We start from the raw sequence: 24,734 nt of genomic DNA on the forward strand, positions 1-24,734 counted from the left end.
CCCTCTCCATCGCTGCGCGACAGGGAGGAACAAAAAAGGCCCCGGTCTCCCGGGGCCTTTTTCTTATCGGACGATCAGATCGTCAGACCTTGTCGCCGAGCGCGCCTTTGACTTCGCCCTTCAGGTTCTGAGCTTCGCCTTTGCGCTCCTGCGCAACGCCTTCGGCTTTCAATTTCTCGTTGTCGGTCGCCTTGCCGACTGCCTGCTTGGTGTTACCCGCGGCTTCGTTGGCGAGGCCCTTTGCTTTGTCGGTGAGTTCACCCATGGAATGTCTCCTTGCTCCTGGCCGAGGCAGTAGCGCCTCTTGCCTGACCAACGAGTGGTCCCCGCCAATGTTCCATGCTTTCGGGCAAATCATTCTGAAAAAAGGGCGATTGACCCGCCGCGCAAATGCGATTGAATGGCGGCTGCGGATTCCGAGGTCATCGCGCGCAGTGTTCCGATTTGATCGTGCGCAGCATTCCGACGTGATCTCGCGCAGCATTCCGATTTGAAGCTGCGCACGATTCCGATTTGATCATGCGCAGCATTCCGATGCGATGCCGCGCAGGTGAGAATGTCAGAGCCTTGTCGATTAACGGCGCCTTCTTTGTGGAAGGAGCCGCTGATGCCGACGAGGAGGATGGATATGCGCCAGGTGCGCGAACTGATGAGACTGCACCGGGAAGCGGGGCTTGGGGTGCGCGAGACGGCGCGCCGCGCTGGGATTGCTGAATCGACGATGCGCGAGATGGTGAAGCGGTTTGACCGTTCGGGCCTCGAATGGCCGCTGGCCGCGGATCTCGACAATGCGCAGCTTGAGGCGAAGCTTTACGGTGCGGCTGGGGTCAAGCCTGGGCGCCGCCGGCTTCCCGCGCCGGACTGGGCGGCGGTGCACCGCGAGTTGAAGCGCAAGCATGTGACCCTGCAGACTTTGTGGGAGGAATATATCGAGGCGCATCCCGACGGCTATCGCTATAGCCGGTATTGCGACCTGTACCGCGGGTGGGAAGGCCGTCTGCCGGTGACGATGCGCCAGACGCACCTGGCGGGCGACAAGCTGTTCGTCGACTACGCGGGCGACAAGCTGGGTGTGGTCATCGATCGCCGGACGGGCGAAAGGCGCGCTGCGCACATCTTTGTCGCAGTGATGGGTGCATCGAGCCTGTCCTTTGCCTGTGCGACCTGGACTGAGACGCTGGCGGACTGGACCGATGCGCACGTCCAGGCCTTTGCCGCCTTTGGCGGCGCGCCCAGACTGCTGGTGCCCGACAATGCGAAGGTCGCGGTGATCAAGGCATGTCTTTACGATCCGCAGGTCAATCGCAGCTATGCCGAGATGGCGCGCCATTACGGCACGACGTGCCTTCCGACGCGGCCGCGAAAGCCGCGGGACAAAGCCAAGGTCGAGGCGTGTGTCGGGATCGTCGAGCGGTGGCTGTTCGGGCGGCTGCGCAACCAGATATTTTACAGCCTTGCCGAGTTGAATGCCGCGATCGCAGCGCTGATCGCCCGGCTCAACGACGAGCGCGTGCTGCGCCAGTTTGGTCGCACCCGTCGCCAGCTGTTCGAAGAGCTCGATGCGCCGCTGCTGATGCCGCTGCCGACTGAGCCTTACGTTCATGCCGAATGGCAAGCCAGGCGCGTGGGCCTCGATTATCATGTCGAGGTCGCGCGTCATTTTTACTCGGTGCCCCACCGCTATGCGCGCCAGCCGGTTGAAGCGCGACTAACAGCGCGGACGGTCGAGATCTTCATCCGCGGCGAGCGGATCGCGGTTCACATGCGCGGCAGCGGCAATGGCCGGCATACGACCTTGCCCGAGCACATGCCGTCATCGCATCGCCGCTTTGCCGACTGGACGCTCGCGAAGATCCTGACCGAATCTGGACGGGTCGGACCTTGCGCGCAGCTTTTATGCGAAAAGATCCTCGAGGATCGCCCCCATCCCGAACAGGGCTTCCGCTCGTGCATGGGCATCCTCGGTCTTGAAAAGCACTTTGGCGCGCAGCGCCTCGAAGCTGCGGCGCTGCGCGCTCTCGAGATCGGCGCGCGCAATTACGGCTCGGTCAAGTCGATCCTCGAAAAGGGGCTCGATGGCCAACCGCTGCGGCCCCGGGACAGCGACCACCAACCCATCGATCACGGCAACATCCGGGGTCCGGACTATTACAACTGAAGGAGAAGACATGCTTACCCATCCCACGCTCGATCAGCTTAATCACCTCGGCCTCTATGGCATGGCCAAGGCGTTCGGTGCCATGGCGACAAACGACGATGCGCGAACGCTCAGCCATGCCGAATGGCTGGGCTTGATCCTCGACCATGAGCTGACCTGGCGTCAGGAAAAGCGGATGGCAGCGCGGCTACGCCACGCCAAACTGCGCCACCGCGCCGTTCCCGAAGATATCGACTACCGGACACCGCGCGGGCTCGACCGGCGCTTTATGGAAGCCCTTCTCAAGGGTGACTGGATCAAAGGTCACGACAATCTCGTCATCACCGGTCCGACCGGAACGGGCAAGAGCTGGTTGTCCTGTGCCATTGGGCACCAGGCCTGCCGCGACAATCTGTCGGTCCTCTACGTCCGGCTTGGCAAGCTGCTCGACGAACTGAGCGTGGCGCGCGGCGATGGACGTATTGCGGTACGGCTGAAAAGCCTCGCGCGCATCGACCTGCTCATCCTCGACGACTGGGGACTGGAGCCGCTCAACGCCAATGCCCGCCATCATCTGCTTGAGATACTTGAGGACCGGTACGGCAATCGATCCACCCTCGTCACCAGCCAGCTTCCCGTGACAAAATGGCACGAACTGATCGGCGACGCGACTTACGCCGACGCCATCCTGGATCGCCTCGTTCACAACGCCCACCGCGTCACTCTCGAAGGTGACTCGCTGCGACGCCCGCACCCACAGACTGCTTGACCAAAATACGAATACCGTGAAAGCAAATCACGTCGATGACGGCTCTGAGCCGTGCGCGGCATCAGATCGGAATCCCGCGCGGGATCAGATCGGAACGATGCGCGTGATCATGTCGGTATCCCTGCGCGGGATCGTCGGAATCCGCAGTAAGAAGACGCTTGTCTTGATTGTCCTTCAGAAGGACGTAATCAATATAGTACCGATAAAACAATCTCCTGCCGCCCGTCCTGCGCAGGTTAGACCCCCTTTTCACAAATGGTGGCGCCGCGCCAATAGGGGGCTGCAGCCATCCCTCGGGCGCAAACGGCCGCAATCGCCTAAGAAAGTTCCAGCGAACCTGCCCTTCGTCAGCGAGTACCAGCCAATCGCAAAAAAATTTCTGGCTGCCCAGAAGTGCCGTTCCACTGCAGTAGCTCGTCGTTGTGACAAGGTCCATTGACAAACCCGGCGACGCTCTCCGAGTGAAACGGCATGAATTCCTGATGGTCCTTGCGTCGACGCCGGGCCGCCTGCGATCACGGCTTAGAGAGAGTTCGACTTTGCCCAATCCGAACTTGTCGAAGTCGGGAATCGTGTTTCTCTATCGCGAATTGACAGGGACGTAAGGCTTCATCCGAAAAACCATCCCGGAGGCCCTAACTCCCTCGGAGGCGCTGGCTCGGCGATTTTTACGGTTCGATGTCAGAGATCCCTGTGTTTTGCGGGGGACGCGAACCGCCTACATATCTTATGGAAAGCTACTGGAGGCAGAATGAGCTTAACAGCGGATTTCAGCGGCTGACGGGATAGAGTGAACGCAACGTGGTCACACGCATTGTCGAGCGCATGGCGGCGCTCAACATCTTGCGATCTTGTGGCGCCACGGCCCAATTCGCTGGGATTTGGCGACCGTTAAGCGCTTCCACCAAGCCAGCGTGCCTCGCTGCCAACAGCCGGTCAGCGAGCCGGACGATTAGCAATGCAAACAGGCGCGGCATTTCGCGCATAAAAATAACCGTGACATACACGGCAACGACCACGGCAATTGGTTCAACGATAAACATTCTATTTTCTCCTCTGATCTTCGGATCACCTCCTCCGCTCAATTCTCTCCTCCTCGTCGGGCCGGCATGCATAGCGGTCCGTTCCTTCCAAAGCGGCAGAAACGGCAGCGCGATATTCGGGATTTGCGGCACCAGGCGTTGTCGGTGCCCGGTGCCGCCACGATCTCAGCTGGAGATTTGGGACGTCGCCGCCGCCAGGACATATTGCGGCGGGACGATCCCGGTCCAGTCCCACCAGCGCTCCGCGAGGCGCTTGCGGGAGTTTTCCGTCCGCAGCCAGTTCTGCCGAACCTTGCCGTAATCGCGGTGATCCGGGTCATATCCTCGCAAGGTAATGAGGAAATGCACGTGCGGTGCGATTTCGGGCTGATCGTCGGTTTCTGCTTGGTGATGGATCGCCCAGTCGACGACCATGCCGCGGGCCACGAGATAATCCTCGGCAAAGCCTTCGATCAGATTGCGCCAGAAGGCGAGCTCCTCATGGCGCGGCAGGCTGCCGACGCAGTGGGCAATGGTCGGCTCGTCGGGCCGATACCGGGCTGCATTTTCGTCGGCCTGCGCCCATAGCGCAATTCCCCCGAGCTTGGGTCCGGCGGCGCGCGCTGGAGCACATCGGCCCGCCGCCGCAAGGTCGGAGCGCGACGCCCAGTTCGGCGTCGGACCCCACTCATCGACGCTATTCTGGCGGTTGATGTAAGCGTAGCTCGCCTGCGCCGTACGGTGGGTGCGCAAGAGTTCGGGCGTATAACGGCTTGAGCGGTCCCGGATCACATAGCGGGTGTTGAACGGGCGGAGGTTGTGGATGGTCGTCATTTGGTACGTCTTTCTACAAAGGACAAAGGGACCGCATGTCAGCGGCCCCCTTGCGGAGTTTGGGTGTGATGGAGAAATGGCGAGGCGGCACCGCAGCGGCTGTTGGACGTCGATTCACCGGATGTTTAAAGCTGGTCGCTAGACCGTGCCCTGACGGGCATGACAGCGGCCCATCGCATGCGAAGCGTTGTGCATATGCACGCTCGCAGGCCTCGCTGCTCGCGCGACCCGAGCAGCGAGGCCATTTTTTCATCGCTAGCGGGCTTACGAGACAAGCTCGCTCAAGCGTGGAACAGTCCGTCCTCGAAGCTCACCCATCTCGCAGTTTCGTCGCCTGCAGCAACGCGTTGTCGATAGTCGAGATAATGGTGCGCGAACGAGTCTGCACGGCGGATTGGGCGTGAGTTCCCGATATCGGCGAGCGCGGCCTTCAGATACTCGCTGGCGTCGATCCAGTCGCGCAGGGCCAGCATCGTCTCGAAGAAAGGTTCCGGTCGCGCGCTGCGGAACGCTTCGACATGCGCCCATAGCATCAAGCGTGCGGTCGCGACGCGCAGCGCATGGTCTTCGGCTGCCGCAGGCGCCGAGCGCGACCAGGCAAGCTCGATGTCCGCATCGCCGATCTCGGGCATCGGGATCGAGAAACGACGGCACGCTGTTCGCTCATCGAACCCATGGTCACCCATCGCGGCGGGATCGATAGCCGTCTCGCCAAAGCAGAGTTCTGCAAGAGCCGGCTCGACGAAGTAGCGCCGGCTGATCGCGTCCATCGCCAGCGTCATGCGATCCGCCGTGGACGCGATCTGGACAACCCCTGGCAACAGCGTCTTGTCGAGCAAGTGCGGCAATGGGATTTCCGACTTGCGCGCGTCGGAGACGCAGATCGTGTTGATCCAGCGATGACCATCATCTTGATCGACCATCGTCAGGACCGCCGCCGCAACCGGCCTGCGTGCCAGCGCCGGATGCTGGTCTGGTATGTCGTTAACGGGAATGCACGCCAGACCGATGACCTGTAGGCATTTGGGAAGTTGGTATTCGTTCACGATATTCTCCTTTCGGAGGATCAGGGATCCGAGACAGAACTCCTGCCTCTTTTCCTTTCACCCTGTTCCTCGCTTCCCGCGTCAGCGTCTCCACCGCTTGGCGGGCGCGCAGCCGCGTCGCGCTTTTCCATCCGGCGGACATGCGAGGCCGTTCTGCGATTTCACCGCAGGGGTGATTTTGATTTTGAGCAGCAGGCCTTTCTGACACTTAGACAATCAATTCTAAGCCCGTTGAACTCGCCGCCCGCTTCCCAACAGCGAACTGGGAACGCCACTTCGACTATTTTGGTCTTTAGAGGCTAGGAGCCAATGGGCTCAGACTGAGCGAGACTGCCCCGAACGCAGCGCCCCCGTTCACTTGCTCAAGAACGCGAGCTCCACAAGAAACCCCATCATCAGCGCATGCGACCCGGCGAGGGTATCGATGGCGGCGTACCGCACGTTATCGAGACCCTCGCCGGGTTTGAGCTCCGTTTCGAGGTTTACGCCTTCCCGCTAGAGGTCAGTGTCATTTGGCTGACGCCTTAGCGACCAGAATCCGGCTGCTAATTGCGCATAGCGAGCTCGCTGTTCTGCGTTTGCTCCAAGGGTTAACACCATAAGGCTGAAGGGCGTTTGCTGCGCCGTCCCGTCCGGTTTCAGGAATTTGACGCGCCCTTTAAGAAAGAAGATATCGGCGTCCAAGCTCAAAACCTCGTGGAAAAATGCCGAATCTGTTCTGACCGGAACGAGGCACACAACGGTGGCAACGTGGCCAGCTGACCATTGCCCATGAGCTCGGCGTAGCCACTGTAGGGCACATGAGTACGGCGGATTGACGAAAGCGAGACGCCCTGACCATGTCTGGCTAAGTCCGTCGCCGCCCTTGCTGGCCAATATTTTACGACGCGCCAGGACAGGGCTGAGTTTGTGAGCGCATGGATCGAGATCTATTTCGCCAAACGCTTTATAAATATTGTCCATGAAATCTGGCGGGGTGAAGCGGGAATCACGATCTTCCTTCTGACCCAGCGCCCAATACGCTCGAGCGGGAGCTTGACGCCGAGCTCTCGGCGCAAGCGCTGCCAGCAGGCGCAGCAAGTCTTCAACTGATCCCGCACCATTTTCGAGGTCGAGGATGGCCGTGTGCGACAGTCCGGTTCGCCTGACCAAATTCTCCAGCGACTTTCCGTGTTTGATACGGGTGTTGCGGAGCTTTTCGAACAGCGTCTTACCGGCACTCAGACCTGTCAGCATGAAATTGGTTGAGTCCATTACCGCCACTAGCGTTGACACGGTGCCGACACCCTTTTCGAGCCGCGTAATTGTCTGGGGCGACACTCCGACATGCTTGGCCATGACCTTTCGCGACCAACCCTTTGATACGCGCGCTTCGCGCAATTCAACAATTAGGTTAGCACAACTTTCGCCTCCAGGCTCCGGGCGGACTGACGATCCGGCCGAACCGCTACTAACCTTCGAACCGATGCAATTCGACGATTTGCCGCCGAACGGCAATTTTGCCGCTGACAGCCCGGAAGGAGAAGCGTTCGCCCAGACATCCGAACCGCGGGGGAGTGCGGGGGATGTAAGGGATAATTTATTCGACTGCTTTGTGTTCTGTGCATTTCCCATGGCTATGGTTTCCTCGCTCGGCGAGCGAAGCCATGGCTGCTTGGCAGCAATGTTTAGGCTGGTTCATTCATGACCTCGAACGCCATTCAAGCCCGCATCAGCAGATGCGGAGCTCGAAAATTGGGGTCGTGTCCCGGTACGTGGTGTAGCTTCTGCCGGTAGCGAAGCTGACCGGACACGCGCTAATCGATAAAGCGCTGTAGTGTCCGGTCAGTTTCGCGGGTGGTCATCGGCGAACTTCGGTAAGCTTGGGTTGCAAACACTCAACTTACGGAGAACACCGATGACCAATGATCAGATGGACTTGAATGCGCTGGTTGGGAAGAGCGCCGATGGCGATTTTCTGCGCGACATGATCAGCTTTGCCGCGCAGCGCCTGATGGAACTGGAAGTGGGCGGCCTGACGGGTGCGGCCTATGGCGAGAAGGATAGCGAGCGGCTCGCGCAGCGCAACGGGTATCGCGACAGGGACTGGGAGACCCGCGCGGGCACGGTCGAGCTGAAGATCCCCAAGCTGCGCAAAGGCAGTTACTTTCCCTGCTTTCTCGAGCCGCGCCGAGTGGCGGAGAAGGCGCTAACCGCGGTCATCCAGGAAGCCTATATCCAGGGCATCTCGACCCGTTCGGTCGACGATCTGGTCAAGGCCATGGGGATGAGCGGCATCTCCAAGAGCCAGGTCAGCCGGCTGTGCGAGGAGATCGACGAGCGGGTGACGGCCTTCCTCGAGCGTCCGATCGAAGGCGACTGGCCCTATATCTGGATGGACGCGACCTACATAAAAGTCCGCCGCGCGGGCCGCATTGTCTCGGTCGCCGTCATCATCGCCGTCGGGGTCAACAGTGACGGTCGGCGCGAAGTGCTCGGCATGGCGATCGGTCATTCCGAGGCTGAGGTATTCTGGACCGAGTTCCTGCGCAGCCTTGCGCGTCGCGGATTGCGCGGCGTGAAGCTGGTGATCTCCGATTCCCACGAGGGGATCAAAGCGGCCGTCGCCAAGGTGTTCTGCGCCACCTGGCAGCGCTGCCGCGTCCACTTCATGCGCAACGCGCAGGCCCATGCGGGCAAGAGTGGCCGCCGGGTCGTGTCGGCGTTCATCGCCACCGCCTTCGCGCAGGACACTGCCGAGGCGGCCAAGGCGCAGTGGCGTAGCGTTGCTGACCAGCTGCGGCCCACCGTTCCAAAGCTCGCTACGCTGATGGACAATGCCGAAGAGGACGTCCTGGCCTACATGACCTTCCCCGCGCAGCATCGCACCAAGTTGCACTCAAATAATCCGATCGAGCGACTCAATGGCGAAATCAAGCGGCGCACCGACGTCGTCGGCATCTTCCCCAATGAAGAAGCGATTACGCGCCTCGTCGGCGCCATCCTGCTGGAACAGAACGATGAATGGGCGGTCCAGCGTTGCCGCTACATGACCCTTGAGAGCGTCTCGGGATTAAGCGATAATGCCATCATCACGTTGCCCGCCATGGCAGCATGATCAACCCGGCTTCGCCGGAGATCGCTAAGGCTACGCCGGTGAACCTACACCACCATATGGGACACGACCAAAATTGGCGCGAATCACAAATTCATAGGTCACCGACTTGGGATGCTATCCCCGCCGCATGTTCGCAACTGTGCCGGGCATATAGGCCCTAAAGATGAATAAATCTTTAATATAGCTGCGAAGTTTCTCTGGGTAATCGGAATCCTCTATGCGAGCGCGCGATCCCGGCCAGAAAGAACTACGGGAACGCACGACGGTGTTCGCATCGTCTTGGGAGTGATAGTCGATACAAGGAGCATGATTTCCTGACGATGCGGCCTTCAGCGTCCGCGCCCGCCGGGCTCTCGGCCGGGCAGCCCGCGATCGTAGGGATGACGGCCCTTCGATGGCTTCGACCGTTTCGCATTTTGTTTCGCTGTTCGCCGCTTGATCCCGAACGCCATGATCGCCGCGGCAGCCGCCATATCCTCGCTGGATCGCGCCGATGCCAACGCGCGCTTCAACCGGTCCGCCGCCTTCGGCGGATCGAACCGCACCGAACCGCGCTTGACCAGCAGCCACTCTTCGTCGAGCAGCGGATCGCCCATGTGCAGCAACCGGTCCGCTTCGTTTGCCCGCAGCGGCGCGGCTGGCCACAAGCCGGAATCGACCATAAGATCATGCAGGATATCGCTCCGCGTCTCCTGTTGGACGAACCAGGCGGCGCGGGTGCGGGCGCGTAAGTCGGGCCGTGCCAGCCAATCGGCGCGAGACCCGAGGGCGTCGCGCAGCGTCTCCACCGTGTCCGGTGCCTCGGCATCCGCACGCCGCGCGAACAGGAAAGGGACAGGCGCACGGCGCCACAGCACGGCAGGATCGGCACCTTGGTGGGCGTCCATTAATTCGGCAGGCACCGGCGCGACGTGCTTGGCAGGCCGATCAAGCCAAGATGCCCGTCGCTTCTGCTCCACGTCCCAAGCCGTTGGCCGGCGCGCCGGATCGATATCGGGTAGGTTCCTGAACATCTGCACACGCTTATCGACGATCGAGGACAACAGGTCCTGACCCGCGGTGCCCCGGATATACGGAGTATCGAACCAGCCGCGGGGGTCGTCGCGCAGATCGATCCGCAAAGCGCCGCGCCAGTGTGCGATACGGACGGGATACGTCTCAATCACCGATCGAAGCGCCTGAAGCTGGTTATTGGTCGGTCTGTCGGGAAACGGCCCATTGATTGAGGTGTCGGCAAGCCGCTTATACAAATCAGCAAACTTTTCTCGCCCATTGTGATGGATGGGTAGATAATCATCACGACGAACATCGCGCAGGATCTTGGCCTGCTTCGCCGCGACGGGATCAGAGTCTTCGGCGGGAATATCAAATTCTCGCGGCAACTCTGCTCGCGGCGATAGCCATGTCGGCACCGGCTGTGGTTCGCGGCCGGGTGTGATCTCACCCAACCCCACCATATCGAACCCACGCGTGTCCAACGATGCGATGGTCCGCAAAGGCTGATCGAGCGCGCGAGGCGGCGACAGCGCAAATTCTTGATCGGCCTCCCGCTGGCGGCCTGACGCGATTTCGCGGGTCGCCTGAATGCGCAGCTCGCGCAATTTGATCCGCCGCCCAATCTCGGGAGCATCGCGCCAACGCCTCACCGCCGTCTGCAGCCACGCGCTCTTGTCGACGAGATTATCATCATCCAGACCTGCCGGCCCGCGCTTGATCAGCAACGCGCCGACTTGGGCGAGCTCTTTCTGCTGGGCATCGCGGATCGCCGGGAGGCGCTTTCGATAGGGTGCGGCATTCAAATCGACGCCGTGGATCAAATCCTGAGGATCGTCGGCAGGAAGCACGACCAGGCGTCCGTCGACTTCGCTGAGCAGGAGCGGCGTCTCGGCGATGCGCTTCATCACCGCATTGGGGTCGACCAACGTTCGGGAGCTGGGCTCGCGGGACAATATTGCGTCGACAACGCGGGTCGGTTCACGGTCCTGGACCGCAAGTCCCAGGTCTCGCTCGAGCCGTTCGCGAAGATCGGCGGCGGTGCGTTCGAGAAACTTCGCCTGCTCGCGGCGCTCGGCCATCGCGGCCCGTTCAACGACCAACTCCCGATCGAGTTCATCGAGATAGGCTTCGGCCTCGTTACCCCGCCGGGTCCACGCGTGCGACAGATAGGTATCGTGTCCGTCCTTACGCGCCTTGTCTGCATAGCCTGGGGCAAATCGCGCAACGATACGCGGGTGGCTGCGCGCCATAGCGCACAGCGTTTCGATCTCGGCGGCCTCGGCGCGCAGCCGGATCGCGGCATGCTCGCGATCGCGAAGCTCGACCGCGAGCTGCTCCAGCCGGTCGCGATCCTCCGAAGTGCGGACTTCGCGCACGCGCGCTTCGCGTAATTCGAAAGCTGTATCAGCATCCGCCAAGTCCGCATCGCGCCTCGCCACCTGCTGTGCGATCACGCGCGCCCAGCCGATCGCTGCATTGTCCAGCGACACATCCGGCGTATCTCCGGCACGTTCGAGTACGGTGGCTTTGCCACCTACCTTGCGCATGGTTTGCGCATCCAGCCCCATCTTCGCATAGGTTTCTGGCGAGAGCCGATAGTCAGCACCCGTGGCCTTCAGTTCGATGTTGACGAGACGCGCGATCTCGCAGCGGAACGGCTTCATGAAGCTGGTCGCGATTTGCGGCACGACGTGAACGTCGAACGCCAGTGCACCGGCGTCATCGATGGTTACCGCGCGCTTGCCGACCTGGAAATGCAGGTGCCAGTTCGTCAGATTATTGAGCGCGTCGGGTTCATGCCGCACGAACAGGGCGGGCACGACCCGATTTGCGTCAGCATCGCCGCTTTCGGATTTGGCGAGCGATTGCACCCAGGCGTTCGCACCGACGAGAATGCGTTCGTGCGCCGCGCCGTCGAGATCGGCGGGCAGCTCCGCCTCGCCCGCGATGACCGCATAGCTGCCGCGACCTTCGCTGAGCTTCACCGGCGGATCCTCATCCGGCCAGCCGGGCAGCGCCGCGAGCCACTTCAGCGCAGCAGGCGCCTCCGGATCGATCCACGGTACACCAACCAACTGGCGCTTTTTGTTAAGCGCCTTGCCGCCATCCACTCGCCTCTGCTCGGCGTTGAGGATGTCACGCAGGCCTTCGGGACAATCGTTGCGACGCGCAGCGTCGGCCAGAAAGGCAGGCGCGAGTTCATATTTGATGTTGAGACGCGGTGGTCCGGCGGATTTGTTCTGGCGCCGCCCAAACTCATGCGCTTCGACCGCGTCCCACTGCCTGGCTCGCGTGGCCGGATCCGGATCGAGCGTCGTGATGAGGATCTGGCGGTCGTCATGGCCATGATCCTGCGTGTAGCGGTCGAACGTCGCAGCGGGCCGCTCCTCTGCCGCCAGCTCGGGCTCTGCATTCGCATCGCCGATCTTACCCGTCGAATAATCATCGAAGGCGGCCGCCGATCGCTCGCGGGTTACGTTGCGCGCCAGGTGGAAGCTGCGCTCTCCCGCCGCGCTCGTCAGCCGCGACGTGTCCGGCACGCTCGGAATGCCGAACCACGCTCGACGGGCGGGAGCCGCTTTCCCGCGTTCCCAGCGCTGCGCGGAATCGAGGCTCGCCCGAACCTTTCCGCGCAGGAGCCCCAAGGGATCGTCGAGTTCGGTCTCGGCAAGGTCGAGCGGCAAGTCACGGATGATCCGCTTTGCCGCGCGCCTGCGAAAAGTTCCGATCGGATCCATGATCTCCAGTCCACGCTTCCAAAGGCGGGCCGTGCCCGTCCTACCAGCCCGCGGCAGGCGCCCGCTCGGGAAGTCCCGAGCGAAACCGACCTTCCTAATCCGAAGGATATCATGTTGCTGCTAACTTCCACAATCGAAGAATGGGAGGTTAGCCTATTGCGCAAAACAAGTAAGCCCGCATCGAATATAGCTTACATGCGCGGAGATCTCAAAATCTCCTGTGCTAGAAACTCGATCGAGGATGTAAGGGGATTTGCATTTCATCATACGCGATTATGGTGGATGTAAGGGCGAACTATGATCGCCTTACACCTAGCTATCGATCACAAATGAGTCCCCCGCCTGCGATATTTCCGCATGCGAAAGTAACGGTTATTGTAGAGATCGCTTTGAAATTCTAATAAATGGTAGCCCGCCCGATTCGTCAGGCCTCCGCGAGATTGTTTGCGAGGTCATGTCTTCTCGGTGCGGGAGGACGATTTGGATTACCTTAACGACGCTGTTGATGCCATTGGTAATCTATTGTGCGAAGCGGCCTTCGCAGGTTTTGACGCCGCGGTGGACCAGCATCAGGCATCGCGAGCGACGGGCGCTGAACTGCGCGATGGCGCTGTTGCGCTCGCGTTACTCGGACCATGTTTAAACAGGCTATTACAAGGACTCATCGGTGAAGCGAGCCGCAAGACGGTCCCGCGCTTCAACGCCTACCGGCTCCATCCGCGGTATCGCCGTGACGCGCTCGTGTCCGAACTCGAGGACGCTGAGAAATCTTTCCATGATGCGATCCTCAACTCGTCCGGCCTAGTCTGGCCGTCCCGCATCTTCAACATCGTGGTCGCTATTATCCGGATCCGCGCCGTCACAATAGCGATTGGGCCTGAATGCATTGCCGAACCGGCACCGCCGGGTCAGCAAAAGAAAAGCGCACCCTCGCTCCGCCGCCGCAAGATTACTGCGGCCGATATTCCAGACGAGATTGCTGAGATCCTCCTGAATTCGACGAACGGGCCAGAGCACTGGGCCGCGGCGATCACCAATCTCGCGGCCATTCGCGGCACCGCTCTCGACGTCGGCGCGATTGCGACGAAGCTCTCGGCCCTCGCCGAACTCGAGGACGGACCTGAGATATTCAATCAAATCATCACGCGTCTGCTCTCAGCGGGTTACACACGACAAACGAGCTCCCCCGCTGCCGATTCCGTCATGTTCTCGACAGGGTTACAGCAGCTTCCCGAGCCGCCGCCTGCACCCGCACCTCCTGCCGATCCGCCGCCCCTCGCCTCCTCGCGGCAAATGCCCGTTGCAACGACACCACACGCGGAAGAGGCAACATACAGTCCTTCGACGCCGTCTCCGCAACGGGCGGGGAATGAAGCCGCAGCGCCCGGTCGTGGAGCGGATCTCGCCGCGAAATTTGCCCGGCAAGCACGATCGCAGGGCGACGCCCGGCAACGTCTCGCCGACGCGCATGCCAAGCACGGCAGGCCCAAATCATGACCGCAAATTTCACGCGGGTAGCCGCACCCCTGCAGCCCAGACGGCCAAACTATTCAACGCAGAAAGGAAGTGACCCATGGAGACCAAAGAACAGGTTGAGGAGCGCCGGCGCAGGCGCAAGCGCCTCATGCTTTACGAGAAGGAGAAGGGCGGCGTCGGCAGCACCGGCACGATGGCAACATTTGCACATCTGCTCATGCACCGCGGCATTCCCCTCATCTTCATCGAAGCGAGCCTGTCGCAGCGCGACATCGAACATGCCTATGGCGGTCGACACCCCGTCGAGCCGATCGACCTGGGTGACGAATCCGATCAGGAGAAGCTCATTACGATCATCGATGACGCGCCCGATGACGCGTACATCCTCGTCAACGTTCCCGGCGGGCGATTTGAGGATCTTGATCGGGTTCACGAGTTTCTCCGCTTCGCGATTGAGGATGAAGAAGACCCGCTCGATATCGACGTCGATATCGTCTGGACTATGGGCCTCGATCAAGCGTCACGCGCGACGCTCGATGCCATGCTCGCCGGTGACCCGCCAGGCCGCGTGCTGCTCAACCTCCCAGCCTGGCACGGGCCGCCCCAAAAGTTCGTGCTCGTCGACGCCGAGCTTCTCGCAGCCGTCGAAAAAACCGGGGGCGATGTATTCTGCTGTCCGGCGTTGCCCGAGCACATCTACGACATGTTCCGCACCGGCAACATCGGCCTCGATCAGATCGATGCGGGCCTATCCCGGGGAACCCGCGCGCGCTTTCGTATGTGGCAGCGCGATGTGGAAGACGCGCTGGGGGGGCTGTTCTGATGAGTAAGATCTCGAACGTCGTCCGACTCTACCAGGCGATATACCACCGGGACCCGCCCCCGCAAACGCTGCTCCATCTGCAAACCATGGAGGCTATATTCGGGCTGCAGGACGACGAGCTTCTCACACAAGTTGTCGTATGCAATTTGGGCATCGCCGACCAGGTGGAAGCCGTGCTCAAGAAGCGCAGCGTCGAAGAGCATGCGTTCATTGCGGCGCTTGCCGAGCACCGCGAAGAACTTGGGAACCTGCGCTATCACCTGCAGCGGCTCGTAGGCAAGGTGACTGCTGACCTCCACCGCATTCCGGGACGGCCCGGATGGTCTGACGACACATCCTTTGGTGCAATCGTGGCCTTTGATCCAAGCCTTCCATTTCCTGTGCTCGGCTATCTTCGGAACGCCTTCAGGCGGTGCGACGGCGACACAGCACGCGATGGGCTGATCTGGGCCGCTCGCTGGAGCCTCTTCCCGATTGTGCTGATCATGATCTTCGGAATGGCACTGCTCGTAGCATGGAAGGCAATTCACGGGTGATCCGAGGCTCTGGTTACTAACCGCAGCTCTATTGAAAAACCTAAAAAAGGAACAGCTATCGAAAAATTATAAGAAATTAAATCTCAAAAACACAAAATACTCAACCGAACAAAGGAAAATTGTCATGCCTAACTATGTTTACAGTGGATTCTACGTTGAAGGCGATAAAAATGAAATCGAACGCTTCAAGAAAACGATGTTCAAGACGACAACGAGTGATGGATCAAATTATATTGACGGGCTTGACCGCCAGGAAACGATTTTGGATTTTGGTGCCGTCTTGCCGATTCCTTCTGGCGAAGGTCAAGAATGGTGCGTTGAAAATTGGGGTACAAAATGGCCCGGATTCGATGTCGATTTCGGCGATTGTCCGGATGGGACGCTGCACTTCCAGTTCACCACCGCATGGGACTTTCCTACCCCCGCTTTCGATGCAATTGCCGCCGAATTCCCGAGCCTGGTGTTTGACGGTTCGGCCTATGAAGAGGATCACGCATTCGAACTGACGGGGCAATTTAACGGTGATAACTCTTGGGGACCTGGGGAGCTCGATTTCATCATCATTTAGGAGACATTTTGCTCTCGCATTCTTGGCATCTTCGCGGTCGCGAGCAATATGGGCCATTGTCGTACCAGTGGCGCTGCAAAGCTTCGCAGGATCGGACCATTCACAGACAATGGGGTCAATCTTGCGCAACAGCTCGTAGGCCGCGAGACCGCCAACGCAGCATACGTTTGCTTCCCGTCATCGGCGGAAAGGGAAATTTCGCTGCAACCGTTTCTGCGCGCACCGCGGCCTTGCCGCCTAATGGATTCGATCGGCCTTCGGCTCGGCGACTTGCTCGACCGCTGGCCCTTTCGCTGAGACGGATTTAGCGAAAAGATCATCAAGAGCATTTGCGACGCAAATCCCGGCGAAGTCGCATTCTATTTGGAATTTTAGTCTCGACTAGCGGCAGGCTACATCGTTCCAGCCCCGAGTGCTCACCGAGACAGGCCGCTCGCGCCGACGATCACTGACAATAGATGGCTTGTTAGCGCGTCCGCGCCCTTTCGGTTGGCGATTTCTCCCCAGTCATCGGGACTGTCATGATTTCCGTGTGCGGGCTGGCATAATGGGTAAAAAGGAGTCTCACTATGTCACGACGCAAAGAGCCGGTGATCCCGGCAGATCTTCTGGATCAACTGCTGGCCGGCAGCGACGCAGCTGCAGCGCTGGATCAAGGCGGATTGCTCGATACGCTGAAGAAAGCGCTGGCCGAACGGGCGCTCAATGCCGAGATGGATCATCATCTGGGCGACGATGAGCAGGCTGGCAATAGCCGCAACGGTTACGGCCGCAAGACGGTGACGACGGACACCGGCAAGCTCGAGATCGACGTGCCCCGCGACCGGCATGGCCGCTTCGACCCGCAGTTGATTGCCAAGTATCAGCGCCGTTTTCCGGGGTTTGATGATAAGATCGTGTCGATGTACGCTCGGGGCATGAGCACGCGTGAGATCAGCGGGCACCTGCGCGATCTGTACGGTATCGACGTCTCGCCCGATCTGATCAGCACGGTGACCGATGCGGTCCTCGACGAGGTCGCCACCTGGCAGCAGCGGCCGCTTGACCCGATTTATCCGCTGGTCTTCTTCGACGCGATCCGGGTCAAGATCCGGGATGAAGGCATGGTTCGCAACAAGGCCTTCCATATCGCGCTCGGCGTCCGCGCCGATGGCGGCAAAGAGGTTCTGGGCCTGTGGCTCGAACAGAACGAAGGCGCCAAGTTCTGGCTGCGGGTGATGAACGAACTACGGAACCGCGGCGTCGAAGATATCCTTCTCGCCGTCGTCGACGGCTTGAAGGGCTTCCCTGATGCGATCACCGCGGTGTTCCCGGAGACGATCGTCCAGACCTGTATTGTCCACCTGCTGCGTAACTCCATGGACTTCGTGTCCTGGAAAGACCGCAAGGGGCTGGCAACCGCACTCAAGGAGATTTACCGTGCGACAGATGCCGACGCTGCCGAAAAGGCGCTGACGGCGTTCGAGGCCGGTCCCTGGGGCCAGCGTTATGCCGCTATCGGCCAGAGCTGGCGGCGCGCCTGGAGCGAGGTCATCCCGTTCTTTGCGTTCCCTGACGAAGTGCGCAGGATCGTCTACACAACCAATGCCATCGAGGCGCTTAACTCGAAGCTCAGGCGCGCGGTCCGAGCCAGGGGACACTTCCCAAGCGACGAGGCGGCCACCAAGCTGCTCTATCTGGTCTTGAACCGATCCGAAAAAGAGTGGAAAATGCCGCCACGTGAGTGGAGCATGGCAAAGGCCCAGTTCGCCGTAATCTTCGGCGAGCGCTTTATCAGGGCCATGGCGGCCTAATGTTCAACCGCCAGCCCACACACGGAAATCATGACAGTCCCGTCACGGGAGCGCCACGACCACGCACGCCGTCCGAGCAGCAATACAGCGATCACAAGCTTCGCTCGCGGCGCTGAGCCGAGAGCTGGGGATCAACCCGAAGACGGTCGCGAAGTGGCGCAAGCGGGCGACAGTCGAGGATATGAAGACCGGGTCGAAGGCCCCTCATTCCACGACTCTGACCGAAGCCGAGGAGGCGGCGGTCGTCGCGTTCCGGCGCCACACGTTGCTTCCGCTGGATGACTGTCTCTATGCGCTGCAACCGTCGATCGCGCATCTGACACGATCAGCCCTGCATCGATGCCTCCAGCGGCACGATATATCCCGTCTACCAGACGTCGAGGGCGACAAGCCGAAGCGCCAGCGCTTCACGTTATCCTATAGGCTACTTTCATATGGATATCGCTGAGGTTCAAACTGCCGAAGGCAAGCTTTACCTGTTCGTCGCCATCGACCGCACCAGCAAGTTCGCGGTCACCCGGCTGGTCGATAAGGCTGACAGACGCACGGCGTGGGAGTTCCTCGAACACCTGCTGGAAGCCGTGCCTTACCGGATCCACACGATCCTGACCGACAATGGCATCCAGTTCGCCGATCAGCCGCGCAATCGTAACACCGCCTGGTCGCGTCAGATGCGCTTCGACATGATCTGCGAGGCAAACGACATCGAACACCGCCTCACCAAGCCGAACCACCCGTGGACCAACGGTCAGGTCGAGCGGATGAACCGCACGATCAAGGAAGCAACCGTCAAACGCTTCCACTACGAGAGCCATCACCAGCTACGGGTTCACCTCGCCGACTTCATCGCAGCCTATAATTTCGCACGCCGGCTCAAGACACTCAGCGGCCTCACGCCCTACGAATATATCTGCAAATGCTGGACTTCAGAACCAGATCGATTCATCGTCAATCCGATCCACCAGATGCCGGGACTAAACACCTAGCGCCACCGATAACAGGTCTGTTCGCTGATCGCGACCCGGCAACACGCTTCCGCCGTCGTCGCCCCTTGCGTCAGCACGACCTCCGCTTCACACAGCTTGCCAATAATCTCTTCCGGGCGATGGTTCGTGCTCGGCATTCTTGTCTCCTTCATAATCCAAAATATCATCAATCTTGGACCACTCAGAAGGGGGCAGATCAATGCAGGCGGCCAACCTTGAAGGCTGGCGCGGCGTGGTCGATTCCTCGCAGCTCGTGCGCGACAATGCCGAGGCGATCGGTCGATGCGCCGAGGCCGCGCGCACGGCCGTCGAGGATCAGCGATGCACGATTACCGTGAAAGCGTCGACGCGGTAAGTAGAGCCGTTGCAGCTGCTTTGGTGAACAGTTTAAGGGCTTAGGTGTAATATTAAGCCTCTCACCCCGGAACCTGCAGGCCGCAGGCGGTGAGCCATGGAGAGAGGATGGAAGCGGACACAGAGTCATTCTTCGCGCTGGCAGAAGCCTTGGGAATTGGTCTCCTGATTGGTATCGAGCGTGAGCAGAGTGAACACACGACAGGTAAGGACGCCTCGTCGGGGGTTCGAACCTTTGCACTGGCATCGCTCATTGGCGCAATCAGCATGATGACAGGCGGCATGCCGTTATTGGCTGTAGCAGTATTGGCGGTCGGGACTTTCCGCATCGTGTGGGTCGTGCAACAGGGCGATCCGACCACCGGGCTTACCACGAGTCTTGCGCTTGTCGCTGTCGTTCTCTTGGGCGCGCTTGCAACCGAAACGGCGCTGTTAGCGGCCGGCGTAGGAGTGATTATTGCATCACTCCTTGCGGCGCGCGAGGTGATACGTGGTTTTAGCCGGACGGTGCTGACAGCGGCAGAGTTGCGAGACGGGCTTATTCTTGGCGTGTCGATTCTTGTAATCTTGCCGGTCCTGCCCAACCTCAATTTTGGTCCCGGCGGCGCGCTCAACCCGCGCGATCTTTTCATCATCGTGGTGCTCGTCATGCTGATCGGTGCGGCGGGGCACATTGCCACGCGGGTCGTTGGAGTGCATCTGGGCTTGCCGGTGAGTGGCTTTTTATCGGGTTTCGTGTCGAGCACCGCCACGATCGCGGCCCTGGGCCGTCGCGCGGGCGAAAAATCGGACGATGCCAAGAGCGCCGCCGCGGGAGCAACGCTTTCCTCGGTGTCTTCGCTCATTCAGATCGGGATTATCCTGCTTGCATTGAGCCCTGCCATGTTCGCCGTGGGGCTTCCAGTGCTGCTCGGAGCCGGCCTAGCGGCGGGGCTGCATGGTGCGGCGATCTTTTTCCTAACCCAGCGCGGCGAGATCAAACCAGCAGAGATAGGACTGACGTCGCAGGTCTTTTCCGTCAAGAGCGCAGTCGGTTTCGCGTTTATCGTGGCGACAGTGATGTTGATCTCCGCGCTCCTTAACGATTACTTCGGGAGCGCGGCTATTCTTGTGACCGCGACACTTGCCGGTCTGGTGAGTACCAATTCTGCAACTGTCGCTCTAGCCTCGCTCGTGGCGGTTGGGCAGATTTCAGCACTCGAAGGTGTATTGCCCCTGGCCGCTGCGCTCAGTGCGAACACGCTCGTCCGGATCTGGATCGCGCTGCGCAGCAGTGAACCCTCCTTCCGCCGCACTGTGTCTGGTGGGCTTGTACTGCAACTCGCGGTCCTCTGGGTGGCCTGGTGGCTGGATGGCATCGCGCGGGCGTGGATTACGGAACTTTCCCTGACAATGCCCTTATAGACGAACCTTTGGGTGTCGAAGGTTGCCCCGCGTGATTCGGTACACGACGGCATCTCATGGCGCCCGAACCTCAGATGGTCAGGATTTTAACTTCGCCGGTGTCCATCGCGTACATGGCTCCGACAATCTTGATGTCACCAGCTTGCTCCATTTCGCACAAGATAGTGCTTTCAGCACGTACGCGCTCGACGCCCAGCCTGACGTTCTGCTCGGCGACCCAGCACACGTAATCGGCGTTCTCGCTCGTACGGACTCCTTCGAACCCGTCCGTTATCAACGTGGCCGGTCGAATCTTGCCCAGCAGCGCCGTGATATGACCCAATTGAACGCCATCGATCGCGCCCATTACGGCGCCGCAATGCTCGTGGCCCATGACGACGACGAGTTTGGCGCCCGCAATTTTGCAGGCAAACTCCATGCTGCCCAGGATGTCTACATTGATGGTATTGCCTGCCACACGCGCCACGAACATGTCGCCGATGCCGCGGTCGAACACGTCTTCAACCGGGATGCGCGAATCCAGGCAGGACAGCACGACCGCCTTCGGGTATTGGCCGGCAACCGCGCGCCGGATCTGTTCGTTATGATTGCGAAGTGTGATTTCGCCTCTAACAAAGCGAGCGTTGCCCTCCTTCAGCAGGGCGATCACCTTGTCCGGCGTCAGGCTGGCCTGTTCCTCCTTGGTGAGGACCTTTTCGACGAGGCCCTGCTTCTCCATCTTCGCAGCTTCGGACACGGTCCGCATCGCTTTCTCCTTCGATCAAGTCGCCCCGACGGGGGCGAGGGTAAATCCATCCTGGCGGGCTGACACCCTGCTGCGTCCCAACCAGTCGCTTAAGGACTCCATGTCGGCGAACAACATGTCTTCGCTTATGAGATCAGGAACGATCCTGAGATCCCGAAGCATGGCGAGAGGCTGTTCCTGAACGCCGGTAAGGGCCACTTCAGCGCCCTTCCGGCGTAGGTCTAAAGCGACCTGCTCCAGTGCGTAGAGCCCCGACTGGTCAACATAGGGAACCTCTTCCATGCGGATTACGAGCAGCGCGGCGTTCTCGTCGACCGTGCTCGCCATCTCCTGGAACCTGGACGCGGAGCCGAAGAAGAGCGGCCCGTACATATGCTTGATGTAGACCTGCCCTGGATGAGCCCCGAGTACCTTCTCTTCGTCGGCCCAAGGCTGATCGGTGAGCTCGCCGACATGAGAGTTCGCCTCGGTCAAATCGCTCATCTTCTTCATGAAAAGGATGCTTGCCAGGACTACGCCGATCGCGACGGCATGGATGAGGTTCCCGAAAACGGTCATCCCCATGACGATGAGCAGCACGGCGGCGTCTGCACGGGGTATGCGGCCGAGATGCCGCAGGCCCTTGTAGTCGATGATGGCGAGGCCGACCGGTATCAGTAGGCCGGCGAGCACGCTCAAGGGTATGTAGCCGGCGAACCGGCCCAGTCCGAGGAGCACCGCCAGCAGGAACAGGCCATGCACGACGCCGGACAGCCGCGTCGTCCCGCCCGCGTTGATGTTGACCACCGTTCCCTTCGTCGCGCCGGCGCCTGGGATACCGCCGAAGATCGCCGCGACGCTATTTCCGATGCCTTGTCCGATCAGTTCGCGCCGGCTGTCATGCTTGGTCTTGGTGATGTTGTCGGCGATCACCGAGGTCAGCAGAGAGTCGATCGAACCGAGCAGTGCCAGGGTGACGCCGAACCCGATGATGAGCGGGTAGTGCTCGGGTGATACCGAAAGGATCTGGCCCAGCTGCAGCTCGGGGATGGCGCTCGGTATAGCGCCCACATTGGGCACGTCCAAATTCGCGAAAACAGCGATCAGCGTGCCCACCAGGAGGGCCACGAGCACGGCCGGCACCACTTTGGTCACACGTGGGAACAGGTAGTAGACCGCTATGGTGATAGCACCCAGCATCACCGCGCTCCAGTTCACGGCGGCGAGCGGTTCGGTGATGCGCGTGAAGACCTCCAGCGGCGATTTTGGAGATGCGGAGCCGAGAAATGGCCAGATCTGAAGGACGATGATGATCAGCCCGACCCCGCTCATGAACCCTGACACAACGGGATAAGGAAAGAACTTGACGTATCTGCCGATCCCAACAAGTCCGAGCAGGATCTGCACGACGCCGCCGCACAGGAAAGCCAGCAGCACGATGCCCAGTCCCGCTTCCACGCTGCCGGTTGTTGCAACCGCCGTTGCCACGACGGAAGCTGAGACAACAGTCATCGGGCCGGTAGGACCAGATGCCTGCGTACGCGTACCGCCGAGCGCCGCAGCCAGGATCCCGAGCGCGATTGCGCCGTAGAGGCCTGCGGCTGCCCCCAGGCCTGACTGAACGCCGAATGCCAGCGCGAGCGGCAGAGCGATTACGCCTGCCACTAGCCCGCCCGACAGGTCTCCCTTTAGATCTGCAAGCCTATAGCCGCCGGGGAGAGTGCGTCCTGTCATATCGGATTAGGCCTCTACGCTGTGAACCCGCAAACGGGATTGATGATTGATTAAGTACGGCCTGTCAAATCATGAGGTCTGACAGGCCGGCGAAGCGCCCGCGATCGGTCACTGCCCTTGGCCGAGCGAGTAGCCGGGTTGGCCGTCGAAGGTGCACAGGTGCTCGGTCTTAATAAAGTCGATCCCCGCCTGCGCCAGGCGCATCTGCAGTTCGGCGATCATCGCCTTGTTGAGCTGCTTATCGGGCTTGACCATGTAGCGGCACCGCCAATGGTCTGTGAGGGACGTTTCCGGCAAGCCGTTCGGCCAGACCTTCACGCCGCGGTTGGTGATCATGACGAGGTCATAGCTGCCATTCGCCGCCGACTGCATGCCTGCGGCCAAGCCCTCAGCGTCCCGGCCCGCCCGGTGCACGAAGACGTCGACGCCGATGAGCCCCTTGACTGCGGGAATGGTCGGCTTGGCCGATGGCACCGCGAAGGCGTGCGCCTCGCCCTCGTATCGAACCGGTTCCAGCACCGCCGGCTCCTGGCCGAGCCGGGCGATCACGGCATCTGCGAAGGCGCTGGTGCCGACCTTCTGGCGGGATGAACCCTCCTTGAAGATATCGAAGGTATGGATCCCGTCTTCGATCGTTTTCAGCCATGCATTGTGAAGCCGTTCCGCTGCTTGGCGCTGGCCGATATGGAGGAGCATCATCACGCCTGCAAGCAACAGGCCGGACGGATTGGCGGCGTCCTGCCCCGCGAGCGCGGGAGCACTGCCATGAATCGCTTCGAACATCGCTCCGTGCTGGCCGACATTAGCGGAAGGGGCAAGACCGACCGATCCCGCGATCTCGGCGGCAATGTCGGAGACGATGTCGCCATAGAGGTTAGGCGTGACGATGACGTCGAACCGGCCGGGGTCGGCTGCGAGCCTGGCCGCACCGATGTCGACGATCCAATGTTGCTTCTCGATGTCCGGGTACTCCGCTCCCACCTCGTCAAATACGGTATGAAACAGCCCATCGGTCAGCTTCATGATGTTGTCCTTGGTGAAGCAGGCGACCTTCCGCCGCCCGTTCGCCCTGGCGTGTTCGAAAGCGTAGCGCACGATCCGCTCACAGCCTGGCCGTGAGACGATCTTGAGGCACTGGTATACCTCGTCGGTCTGCCGGTGCTCGATCCCGGCATAAAGGTCTTCCTCGTTCTCGCGCACGATGACGACGTCCATTCCCGGATGCTTCGTCGCGACGAAGGGCGCAAAGGCCCGGACGGGACGGACGTTGGCGAACAGGCCGAGGGATTTGCGGATCGTGACGTTCAGGCTCTTGAAGCCGCCGCCCTGCGGCGTGGTGATCGGCGCCTTGTAGAAGATCTTGGTGCGGCGCAGGCTCTCCCATGCCTCCGGCCCGATGCCAGCCGAATGCCCCCGACGATAGACACGTTCACCGATTTCGACCGGCTCGATGGCAATATTGGCGCCGGCGGCGAGCAGCACCTTGAGCGAGGCCTGCATGATCTCCGGGCCGATGCCATCGCCGAAGGAGACACTGACCGGGACAGCGGTTCCGGCTTTGAGGGCAGGAAGCGGATGAGAGTGGGCGAGAGCTTTATGGTCGACGAGCTGGTTCATGACGGATCTCCTGTCTGACACTTTCCCATATGGGCTTCCTAGATCATTGATAGAAATGAGTTGTGCCGCTGAACAACATT

General features: G+C 60.6%; 20 protein-coding genes and 2 pseudogenes. 11 read left to right on the forward strand and 11 right to left on the reverse strand.

Annotated elements, in window-relative coordinates; genetic code table 11:
• Positions 1-82: 82 nt before the first annotated feature.
• A complete protein-coding gene (locus CDQ92_RS01765; RefSeq protein ID WP_088439532.1) occupies positions 83-265 on the reverse strand; it encodes a CsbD family protein in 183 nt (60 codons plus the stop codon).
• 363 nt (positions 266-628) lie between these two features.
• Here CDQ92_RS01765 and istA point away from each other — a divergent pair, with 363 nt between their 5' ends.
• Both istA and istB read left to right on the forward strand, forming a co-directional pair.
• The gene (istA, locus tag CDQ92_RS01770) at positions 629-2,158 is read left to right on the forward strand and encodes an IS21 family transposase (protein ID WP_162291067.1); all 1,530 of its coding nucleotides are present in this window, start codon (positions 629-631) and stop codon (positions 2,156-2,158) included.
• Between the two features lie 10 nt (positions 2,159-2,168).
• Positions 2,169-2,906 (forward strand): IS21-like element helper ATPase IstB, encoded by a 738-nt coding sequence (gene istB / locus CDQ92_RS01775; RefSeq protein WP_088439534.1) that lies wholly within the window; start codon positions 2,169-2,171, stop codon positions 2,904-2,906.
• 61 nt (positions 2,907-2,967) lie between these two features.
• Here the strand turns inward: istB and CDQ92_RS21520 are convergent, their stop codons facing one another.
• From CDQ92_RS21520 to CDQ92_RS01795, 5 genes are all read right to left on the reverse strand, one after another.
• Positions 2,968-3,342: a hypothetical protein gene (locus CDQ92_RS21520; RefSeq protein ID WP_144035668.1), complete on the reverse strand. Its 375-nt coding sequence runs from the start codon at positions 3,340-3,342 to the stop codon at positions 2,968-2,970.
• 334 nt (positions 3,343-3,676) lie between these two features.
• Complete coding sequence (locus tag CDQ92_RS01780) at positions 3,677-3,949, reverse strand: hypothetical protein (RefSeq protein ID WP_088439536.1); 273 nt, start codon at positions 3,947-3,949, stop codon at positions 3,677-3,679.
• 165 nt (positions 3,950-4,114) lie between these two features.
• A complete protein-coding gene (locus tag CDQ92_RS01785) occupies positions 4,115-4,762 on the reverse strand; it encodes a MobA/MobL family protein (RefSeq protein ID WP_088439538.1) in 648 nt (215 codons plus the stop codon).
• Positions 4,763-5,043: 281 nt separating this feature from the next.
• Positions 5,044-5,808 (reverse strand): hypothetical protein, encoded by a 765-nt coding sequence (locus CDQ92_RS01790; RefSeq protein ID WP_088439540.1) that lies wholly within the window; start codon positions 5,806-5,808, stop codon positions 5,044-5,046.
• Between the two features lie 495 nt (positions 5,809-6,303).
• Entirely contained in the window at positions 6,304-7,422 is a 1,119-nt protein-coding gene (locus CDQ92_RS01795; RefSeq protein ID WP_088439542.1) for a DNA N-6-adenine-methyltransferase, read from the reverse strand.
• Positions 7,423-7,705: 283 nt separating this feature from the next.
• Between CDQ92_RS01795 and CDQ92_RS01800 the strand changes: the two genes are divergently transcribed.
• A complete protein-coding gene (locus CDQ92_RS01800; protein WP_088439289.1) occupies positions 7,706-8,905 on the forward strand; it encodes an IS256 family transposase in 1,200 nt (399 codons plus the stop codon).
• A 329-nt stretch (positions 8,906-9,234) separates the two neighbouring features.
• Here CDQ92_RS01800 and CDQ92_RS01805 read toward each other — a convergent pair whose 3' ends face one another.
• Positions 9,235-12,639, reverse strand: a complete 3,405-nt coding sequence (locus tag CDQ92_RS01805) for a hypothetical protein (protein ID WP_088439544.1) — start codon at positions 12,637-12,639, stop codon at positions 9,235-9,237.
• Positions 12,640-13,119: 480 nt separating this feature from the next.
• Between CDQ92_RS01805 and CDQ92_RS01810 the strand changes: the two genes are divergently transcribed.
• The 6 genes and pseudogenes from CDQ92_RS01810 (at position 13,120) to CDQ92_RS01835 (ending at position 18,821) form a co-directional block, all read left to right on the forward strand.
• On the forward strand, positions 13,120-14,136 hold the full coding sequence (locus CDQ92_RS01810; protein ID WP_144035669.1) for a hypothetical protein: 1,017 nt from the start codon (positions 13,120-13,122) through the stop codon (positions 14,134-14,136).
• Between the two features lie 76 nt (positions 14,137-14,212).
• On the forward strand, positions 14,213-14,938 hold the full coding sequence (locus tag CDQ92_RS01815) for a hypothetical protein (protein ID WP_088439549.1): 726 nt from the start codon (positions 14,213-14,215) through the stop codon (positions 14,936-14,938).
• Positions 14,938-15,474: a hypothetical protein gene (locus CDQ92_RS01820; protein WP_088439551.1), complete on the forward strand. Its 537-nt coding sequence runs from the start codon at positions 14,938-14,940 to the stop codon at positions 15,472-15,474. The genes CDQ92_RS01815 and CDQ92_RS01820 overlap by 1 nt, the downstream gene beginning before the upstream one ends.
• 124 nt (positions 15,475-15,598) lie before the next feature.
• The gene (locus CDQ92_RS01825) at positions 15,599-16,042 is read left to right on the forward strand and encodes a DUF1281 family ferredoxin-like fold protein (protein ID WP_088439553.1); all 444 of its coding nucleotides are present in this window, start codon (positions 15,599-15,601) and stop codon (positions 16,040-16,042) included.
• A 569-nt stretch (positions 16,043-16,611) separates the two neighbouring features.
• A complete protein-coding gene (locus tag CDQ92_RS01830) occupies positions 16,612-17,835 on the forward strand; it encodes an IS256 family transposase (RefSeq protein ID WP_088439555.1) in 1,224 nt (407 codons plus the stop codon).
• A gap of 82 nt (positions 17,836-17,917) precedes the next feature.
• Positions 17,918-18,821 (forward strand): annotated as a pseudogene (locus CDQ92_RS01835) (IS481 family transposase).
• Here the strand turns inward: CDQ92_RS01835 and CDQ92_RS20715 are convergent.
• Positions 18,821-18,958 (reverse strand): annotated as a pseudogene (locus CDQ92_RS20715) (helix-turn-helix domain-containing protein); the annotation flags it as partial. The pseudogenes CDQ92_RS01835 and CDQ92_RS20715 sit on opposite strands and share 1 nt — an antisense overlap.
• A gap of 62 nt (positions 18,959-19,020) precedes the next feature.
• On the opposite strand from CDQ92_RS20715, the gene CDQ92_RS21325 reads away from it, so the two are divergent.
• Both CDQ92_RS21325 and CDQ92_RS01840 read left to right on the forward strand, forming a co-directional pair.
• Positions 19,021-19,176 carry a DUF6118 family protein gene (locus tag CDQ92_RS21325; RefSeq protein WP_229667660.1) on the forward strand — a complete coding sequence of 52 codons (156 nt, stop codon included), beginning with the start codon at positions 19,021-19,023 and terminating at the stop codon, positions 19,174-19,176.
• Between the two features lie 107 nt (positions 19,177-19,283).
• The gene (locus tag CDQ92_RS01840; RefSeq protein WP_088439557.1) at positions 19,284-20,579 is read left to right on the forward strand and encodes an MgtC/SapB family protein; all 1,296 of its coding nucleotides are present in this window, start codon (positions 19,284-19,286) and stop codon (positions 20,577-20,579) included.
• A 70-nt stretch (positions 20,580-20,649) separates the two neighbouring features.
• Here CDQ92_RS01840 and CDQ92_RS01845 read toward each other — a convergent pair whose 3' ends face one another.
• The 3 genes from CDQ92_RS01845 to CDQ92_RS01855 form a co-directional block, all read right to left on the reverse strand.
• Positions 20,650-21,324: a carbonic anhydrase family protein gene (locus CDQ92_RS01845; RefSeq protein ID WP_201792019.1), complete on the reverse strand. Its 675-nt coding sequence runs from the start codon at positions 21,322-21,324 to the stop codon at positions 20,650-20,652.
• A gap of 15 nt (positions 21,325-21,339) precedes the next feature.
• Positions 21,340-23,037: a SulP family inorganic anion transporter gene (locus CDQ92_RS01850; RefSeq protein ID WP_088439560.1), complete on the reverse strand. Its 1,698-nt coding sequence runs from the start codon at positions 23,035-23,037 to the stop codon at positions 21,340-21,342.
• A gap of 108 nt (positions 23,038-23,145) precedes the next feature.
• Entirely contained in the window at positions 23,146-24,654 is a 1,509-nt protein-coding gene (locus tag CDQ92_RS01855) for an NADP-dependent isocitrate dehydrogenase (protein ID WP_088439562.1), read from the reverse strand.
• Between the last annotated feature and the right edge of the window lie 80 nt (positions 24,655-24,734).

The organism is Sphingopyxis bauzanensis (assembly GCF_002205675.1).
GTDB lineage: Bacteria > Pseudomonadota > Alphaproteobacteria > Sphingomonadales > Sphingomonadaceae > Sphingopyxis > Sphingopyxis bauzanensis.

Bases quoted from the DNA above. Each gene is read 5' to 3' on its own strand.
- istB (WP_088439534.1), top strand. From the start codon at position 2,169: ATGCTTACCCATCCCACGCTCGATCAGCTTAATCACCTCGGCCTCTAT.
- CDQ92_RS01840 (WP_088439557.1), top strand. From the start codon at position 19,284: ATGGAAGCGGACACAGAGTCATTCTTCGCGCTGGCAGAAGCCTTGGGA.
- CDQ92_RS01845 (WP_201792019.1), bottom strand. From the start codon at position 21,324: ATGCGGACCGTGTCCGAAGCTGCGAAGATGGAGAAGCAGGGCCTCGTC.
- CDQ92_RS01830 (WP_088439555.1), top strand. From the start codon at position 16,612: ATGTCACGACGCAAAGAGCCGGTGATCCCGGCAGATCTTCTGGATCAA.
- CDQ92_RS21520 (WP_144035668.1), bottom strand. From the start codon at position 3,342: ATGGACCTTGTCACAACGACGAGCTACTGCAGTGGAACGGCACTTCTG.
- CDQ92_RS01815 (WP_088439549.1), top strand. From the start codon at position 14,213: ATGGAGACCAAAGAACAGGTTGAGGAGCGCCGGCGCAGGCGCAAGCGC.
- CDQ92_RS01785 (WP_088439538.1), bottom strand. From the start codon at position 4,762: ATGACGACCATCCACAACCTCCGCCCGTTCAACACCCGCTATGTGATC.
- istA (WP_162291067.1), top strand. From the start codon at position 629: ATGCGCCAGGTGCGCGAACTGATGAGACTGCACCGGGAAGCGGGGCTT.
- CDQ92_RS01800 (WP_088439289.1), top strand. From the start codon at position 7,706: ATGACCAATGATCAGATGGACTTGAATGCGCTGGTTGGGAAGAGCGCC.
- CDQ92_RS01795 (WP_088439542.1), bottom strand. From the start codon at position 7,422: ATGGGAAATGCACAGAACACAAAGCAGTCGAATAAATTATCCCTTACA.
- CDQ92_RS01850 (WP_088439560.1), bottom strand. From the start codon at position 23,037: ATGACAGGACGCACTCTCCCCGGCGGCTATAGGCTTGCAGATCTAAAG.
- CDQ92_RS01825 (WP_088439553.1), top strand. From the start codon at position 15,599: ATGCCTAACTATGTTTACAGTGGATTCTACGTTGAAGGCGATAAAAAT.
- CDQ92_RS01805 (WP_088439544.1), bottom strand. From the start codon at position 12,639: ATGGATCCGATCGGAACTTTTCGCAGGCGCGCGGCAAAGCGGATCATC.
- CDQ92_RS21325 (WP_229667660.1), top strand. From the start codon at position 19,021: ATGCAGGCGGCCAACCTTGAAGGCTGGCGCGGCGTGGTCGATTCCTCG.
- CDQ92_RS01780 (WP_088439536.1), bottom strand. From the start codon at position 3,949: ATGTTTATCGTTGAACCAATTGCCGTGGTCGTTGCCGTGTATGTCACG.
- CDQ92_RS01765 (WP_088439532.1), bottom strand. From the start codon at position 265: ATGGGTGAACTCACCGACAAAGCAAAGGGCCTCGCCAACGAAGCCGCG.
- CDQ92_RS01855 (WP_088439562.1), bottom strand. From the start codon at position 24,654: ATGAACCAGCTCGTCGACCATAAAGCTCTCGCCCACTCTCATCCGCTT.
- CDQ92_RS01820 (WP_088439551.1), top strand. From the start codon at position 14,938: ATGAGTAAGATCTCGAACGTCGTCCGACTCTACCAGGCGATATACCAC.